Below are 6,768 nucleotides of genomic sequence, written 5' to 3'. Positions count from 1 at the left end.
GTGAGCGACCAGAGGATGCGCGACTACCTCAACCGGGTGATCATCGACCTGCGGGACACCCGGCAGCGGCTCCGGGAGGCCGAGGCCCGCACGAGCGAGCCGATCGCGATCGTATCGATGAGCTGCCGCTTCCCCGGTGGTGTCCGCACCCCGGAGGACCTGTGGGAACTGCTCGCCGAAGGCCGCGACACCATCGGGCCGGTCCCCGGCGACCGGGGCTGGGAGAGCGCCTGGCCGTCCGGCGGCACGGTCCCCGGGCAGGGGGCGTTCCTCGACGGCGCGGCGGACTTCGACCCGGAGTTCTTCGGCATCTCGCCCCGTGAGGCGGTCGCGATGGACCCGCAGCAGCGGTTGCTGCTGACGGCGTCCTGGGAGGCCGTCGAGCAGGCCGGGATCGACCCGCTCACCCTGCGGGGCAGCCGTACCGGGGTGTACGCCGCGGCCATCGACCAGGGGTACGCGACGCTGGGCCCCGGCGCCGCCGAAGCCGTCCAGGGGTTCCTGATGACGGGGAACTCGATGAGCGTGATGTCCGGGCGGGTGTCCTACGCGCTCGGTCTCGAAGGCCCCGCCGTCACCGTGGACACCGCCTGTTCGGCCTCGCTGGTGGCGCTGCACCTCGCGGCGCGGGCCCTGCGGGCCGGTGAGTGCTCCCTCGCCCTCGCCGGCGGGGTCAGCGTGATGGCGCTGCCGGCGGTGTTCGTCGAGTTCAGCCGACAGGGCGCGATGTCCCCCGACGGCCGCTGCAAGCCGTTCGCGGCGGCCGCGGACGGCACCGGCTGGGGCGAGGGCGTGGGGATGCTGCTGCTGGAGCGGCTGTCGGACGCGCGCCGCAACGGCCGTACGGTGCTGGCCGTGCTGCGCGGTTCGGCGATCAACCAGGACGGCGCCAGCAACGGCCTGACCGCCCCCAACGGTCCCTCCCAGCAGCGGGTGATCCGGGCGGCGCTCGCGGACGCGGGCCTGACCGCGTCCGAGGTGGACGCGGTGGAGGCGCACGGCACCGGCACCACCCTCGGCGACCCGATCGAGGCCGACGCGCTGCTGGCCACCTACGGCCAGGACCGGCCCGCCGACCGCCCGCTGTGGCTGGGGTCGCTGAAGTCCAACATCGGGCACACCCAGGCCGCCGCCGGAGTCGCCGGGGTCATCAAGACGGTCCTCGCACTGCGGCACGGTGTCCTGCCGCGCACCCTGCACGTGGACGCGCCCACCCCGCACGCCGACTGGCCCTCGGGCGCCGTCGAACTCCTCACCGAGGCCCGCGACTGGCCCGCCGTCGACCGGCCGCGCCGGGCCGGGGTGTCCTCGTTCGGCATGAGCGGCACCAACGCGCACGTCGTCCTCGAACAGGCACCGGAGCCGGAACCGGTGGACGGACCGGAAACTGACGGATCGGAAGCCGACGGACCGCGAGCGGTGACCGACGCGCCGGACACCGCGGCCGGGGCCGTGCTGCCCTGGGTGCTGTCCGGCCGCACCGCGTCCGCGCTCGGGGACCAGGCGGCCCGACTGCGCGCCCGGCTCGCCGCGGACGCGCCCGCCCGGCCGACCGACGTCGGGTTCTCGCTGGCCACCACCCGGTCCGCCTTCGAACACCGGGCCGTGGTGATCGGCGACGGGCACCCCGCACTGCTGGGCGGGCTCGTAGCCCTGTCCGGACCGGGCACGGACCTCCCCGCCGACCCGGCCTCGCCCGCCGACGTCGTCGTGGGCACCGGCCGGGTCGTCGAGGGCCGCACGGCCCTGGTGTTCCCGGGCCAGGGCTCCCAGTGGGCCGGCATGGCCCGGGACCTGCTCGCCACCAGCCCCGCCTTCCGGGACCGCCTCGCCGCCTGCGATGCCGCCCTCTCCGCCCATGTCGACTGGCGGCTCCCCGCCGTCCTGGCGGGCGCGCCCGGGGCACCCTCGCTGGAACGGGTGGACGTGGTGCAGCCGGTGCTGTGGGCGGTGATGGTGTCATTGGCCGCGCACTGGGAGTCCTGGGGCGTCCGGCCCGACGCCGTGGTCGGACACAGCCAGGGCGAGATCGCGGCCGCCGTGGTGGCGGGAGCGCTGAGCCTGGAGGACGGGGCGAAGGTCGTCGCCCTGCGCAGCCGGGCGATCCGGGCGCTGGCCGGACTCGGCGGCATGGTCGCGGTGTCCCTGCCCGAGGACCGGGTCCGCGCCGAGATCGCCCCCTGGGCCGAGAAACTGTCGGTGGCCGCCGTCAACGGGCCCGCCGCCGTGGTGGTCTCCGGGGAGCCCGGGGCCCTGGCCGAACTGCTCGCCCACTGCGACGCACAGGGTGTCCGGGCCCGGTCCGTGCCCGTGGACTACGCCTCGCACTCGGCCCAGGTCGAACGGATCAGGTCCGAGGTGCTGGCCGCGCTGGCCGGCGTACGCCCGCTCCCGGCCCGCATCCCGCTGTACTCCACCGTCACCGGCGACCTGCTCGACACCACGGCCATGGACGCCGACTACTGGTACCGCAACCTCCGCGGAACCGTCCGCTTCGAGGCGGCTGTACGCTCCCTGGTCCAGCAGGGCCACGAGGTCTTCGTCGAGGTGTCGCCGCACCCGGTGCTGACCATGGCCCTCCAGGACACCGCCGAGGCCACCGGTGCCGCGGAGCCGCTCGTGGTCGTCGGCACCCTGCGCCGCGACGACGGCGGACTGCCCCGGGCCCTGCGCTCGGCCGCCGAACTGTGGGTGGAGGGCGTGGCCGTCGACTGGTCCGCGGTGTACGCCGGCACCGGTGCCCGCCCGACCGCCCTGCCCGGGTACCCCTTCCAGTCCCGGCGCTACTGGCTGGAGCCGGAGGCGGTGTCCGACACCGCACCGGCCGCCGACCCGCACGACACGGCCTTCTGGCACATGGTCGACCACGACGCCCCGGCCGAGATCGCCGCCCACCTCGCCGTCGACGAGAACGCCCTCGCCCCCGTCCTGCCGGCCCTGCGCGGCTGGCGCAAACAGCGGCGCGACGAGAGCGTCATCGACTCCTGGCGCTACCGCATCGGCTGGCAGCCGGTGCCCGACCCGCCGGCCGCCACGCCCGCCGCCGGCACCTGGCTCGTCGTCCTGCCCGTCGGACACGAGGACGACGCACGGGTGCGCGGCCCGCTGCTCGCCCTCGCCGAAGCGGGCGCCACCGTCGTCACGGCCGAACTCACGGACGCTGCCGTCCGCCGCACCGACCTCGCGGACACGCTCGCCACCGCCCTCGGCGACCGCGTCCCGACGGGCGTGCTGTCGCTGCTGGCCGGCGCCGACCGGCCCCACCCCGACCACCCGGCCCTGCCCGCCGGGACGGCACTCACCGTCGCCCTGGTGCAGGCCCTGGGCGACCTCGCCGTCACCGCACCCCTCTGGTGCGCCACCACCGGGGCGGTGTCCACGGGCCCGGACGACCCGGTCACCCACCCCCGCCAGGCACTGGTCTGGGGCACCGGACTGGTGGCCGCGCTGGAACAGTCCGCCCGCTGGGGCGGACTCGTCGACCTGCTGCCGGACCTCGACGCCCGCGCCCGGGCCCGGCTCGCCGCCGTACTGACGGCCGCCGGCCCCGCCCCGGACGGTGTCGGCCGCGAGGACCAGCTCGCCCTGCGCCCCACCGGCCTGCTGGCCCGCCGCCTCCGGCGCGCCCCCCGGAACGACGACGGCCGTACGAAGCAGTGGAAGCCCCGCGGCACCGTCCTGCTGACCGGCGGCACCGGAGCCGTCGGCCCGCACCTCGCCCGCTGGCTGGCCCGAAGCGGCGCCACCCACCTCGTCCTGCCCGGCCGCCGCGGCCCCCAGGCACCCGGCGCGGCCGAACTCGCCGCGGAACTGGCCGCCCTCGGCGTACGACTGACCCTGCCCGTCTGCGACCTGGCTGACCGTCAGGACGTAGCGGCGCTGCTCACCGGCCTGGAGACGGCGGGCGACCCGGTCACCGCGGTCGTCCACGCGGCCGCCTTCGTCGCGCTCGCCCCCCTCGACGGCACACCGATGTCCGCCTTCGAACAGATCGTCGCCGCCAAGGCCGCCGGCGCCGAACACCTCGACGCCCTGCTCGACCGCGAACTCGACGCCTTCGTGCTGTTCTCCTCGATCGCCGGAGTCTGGGGCAGCGGCGACCACGGCGCGTACGCCGCGGCCAACGCCTACCTCGACGCCCTGGCCCAGCACCGCCGGGCCCGCGGCCTCACCGCCACCACCGTCGACTGGGGCATCTGGCAGGCCGAGAACCCCTGGCAGGACCGCGTCGCCGGAGCGGACGCCGACCTGTTCAAACTGGAGCAGCACGGCCTGCCCCGGATCGCCCCCGACCTCGCGGTCCAGGCCCTGCGACAGGCACTGGACGACGACGAGACCGTACTCGCCGTCGCCGACGTCGACTGGGAGCGCTTCGCCGCCGTCTTCACCTCCAGCCGCCCCAGCCCGCTGCTCACCGGCATCCCCGAAGCCCGCCGCGCGCTGGCGGCCGCGACCGGCGACACGGAGGCACCCGCCGCCGCACTGCTGCGCCAACGGCTCACCGCCCTCGGCGAGTCCGAGCAGCACCGCCTGCTGCTCGACCTGGTCCGCACCCACGCGGCAGCCGTCCTCGGCCATCCCTCGGTGGACGCGATCCGGCCCGGCGCGGCCTTCCAGGACCTGGGTTTCGCCTCCCTCACCGCGGTCGAACTCCGCAACCGCCTCAACACCGCCACCGGGCTGCGGCTGCCGTCCACCCTGATCTTCGACCACCCGTCGTCCGTCGCGCTCGCCCGGGAGATCCGCGCCGAACTGCTCGGCCGGCAGACCGCCGAGCCGCGCCCCGACGACCCGGACACCGCCGCGCACACGCCCGCGTCCGATGACGACACGATCGCGATCGTGTCCATGGCCTGCCGCTTCCCCGGCGGCATCGGCACCCCCGAGGACCTGTGGCGCCTGCTCGCCGACGGCGGCGACGCCGTCTCGGACCTCCCCACCGACCGCGGCTGGGACGTCGAAGCCCTCTACGACCCCGACCCCGACCGCCCCGGCACCTCGACCACCCGGCGCGGCGGCTTCCTGCACGACGCGGCCGAGTTCGACGCGGAGTTCTTCGGCATCTCGCCGCGCGAGGCCCTGGCCATGGACCCGCAGCAGCGGCTGCTCCTGGAGACCACCTGGGAGGCGATCGAACGCGCCGCCATCGACCCGGCCGCCCTGCGCGGCAGCCGCACCGGAGTGTTCACCGGTGTCAACTACGCCGACTACGCGGCCGTCGTCGCCCGGTCGGAGGAAGGCGACGGCCACCTGCTCACCGGCAGCGCACCCAGCGTCGTGTCCGGCCGGGTCGCCTACACCCTGGGCCTCGAAGGCCCCGCGGTGACCATCGACACGGCCTGCTCCTCCTCGCTCGTCGCCATGCACGTCGCGGGCCGGGCGCTGCGCGGCGGCGACTGCTCGCTCGCCCTGGTCGGCGGCGTCGCCGTGATGGCGACCCCCGGCGCCCTGATCAGCTTCTCCCGTCAGCGGGGACTCGCCGAGGACGGCCGCTGCAAGGCCTTCTCGGACGACGCGGACGGCATGGGCATGGGCGAGGGCGTCGGCGTCCTGCTGCTGGAGCGGCTGTCGGACGCCCGCCGCAACGGACATCCGGTCCTGGCGGTGGTCCGCGGCTCCGCCGTCAACCAGGACGGCGCCAGCAACGGACTCTCCGCCCCCAACGGCCCCTCGCAGCAGCGGGTGATCCGGGCGGCGCTGGCGGACGCGGGCCTGACGGCGTCCGAGGTGGACGTGGTGGAGGCGCACGGCACCGGTACCACGCTCGGCGACCCGATCGAGGCCCAGGCCCTGCTGGCGACGTACGGTCAGGACCGGCCAGCAGAACGACCCCTGCTGGTCGGATCCCTCAAGTCCAACCTCGGCCACGCCCAGGCGGCGTCGGGGGTGGCAGGGGTCATCAAGACGGTGCTGTCCATGCGCCACAGGCAGGTGCCCCGGACCCTGCACGTCGGCAGGCCCTCCGGCCACGTCGACTGGACGCGCGGCGCGCTGGCCCTCGCGACCGAGCAGCAGCCCTGGCCGCTCCACGGTCGCCCCTTGCGGGCGGGTGTGTCCTCCTTCGGCCTGAGCGGCACCAACGTCCACGCCATCCTCGAACACACCCCCCTGGAGGACGACGGCCCGCCGGCCGAACGCACCCCCCTGCCGGCGGTGCCCTGGCTGCTGTCGGCGAAGAGCCCGAGGGCGCTGCGCCTCCAGGCCGACCGTCTGCGCGGCCATCTGGACGGCGACCCCGAGACCGACCCGCGCGACATCGGGTCCGCCCTGCACGCGCGCACCGCCTTCGAGTACCGGAAGGCACTGGTCGGGGACCAGGACCAACTGCGCACCCTGCTAGGGCAGATGGCCGACGACGACTCGGGGGCGTGGGACGGCGGCCGCCCGGTCGACGGTCGTTCGGTGTTGGTGTTCCCGGGTCAGGGTTCGCAGTGGGTGGGGATGGCTGCGGGTCTGTTGGCCGGGTCGGAGGTTTTTGCGGGGCGGATGGCGGAGTGTGAACGGGCTCTGGCTCCTTATGTCGACTGGTCGTTGGCGGAGGCGTTGGGTTCGGAGGCTCTGCTGGCGCGCGTCGATGTGGTGCAGCCGGTGCTGTGGGCGGTGATGGTGTCGCTGGCGGAGGTGTGGCGTTCGTTCGGTGTGGTGCCGGACGCTGTGGTGGGCCACTCCCAGGGTGAGATCGCGGCCGCCTGTGTGGCCGGCGGCCTGAGTCTCGACGACGGGGCCAGGGTCGTCGCGTTGCGTTCCCGCGCGATCAAGGTGCTGGCG

Annotated in this window: 1 protein-coding gene; it reads left to right on the top strand. The window is 75.3% G+C overall.

From position 1 onward, the window contains the following. Positions 1–15 precede the first annotated feature (15 nt). On the top strand, positions 16–6,768 hold a 6,753-nt coding region (locus tag IF01_RS0139800), incomplete at its 3' end, for a type I polyketide synthase (protein ID WP_030398527.1).

The organism is Kitasatospora purpeofusca (assembly GCF_000718025.1).
Taxonomy (GTDB): Bacteria; Actinomycetota; Actinomycetes; order Streptomycetales; family Streptomycetaceae; genus Kitasatospora; species Kitasatospora purpeofusca.
This window is presented reverse-complemented; position numbering and strand designations above follow the sequence as displayed.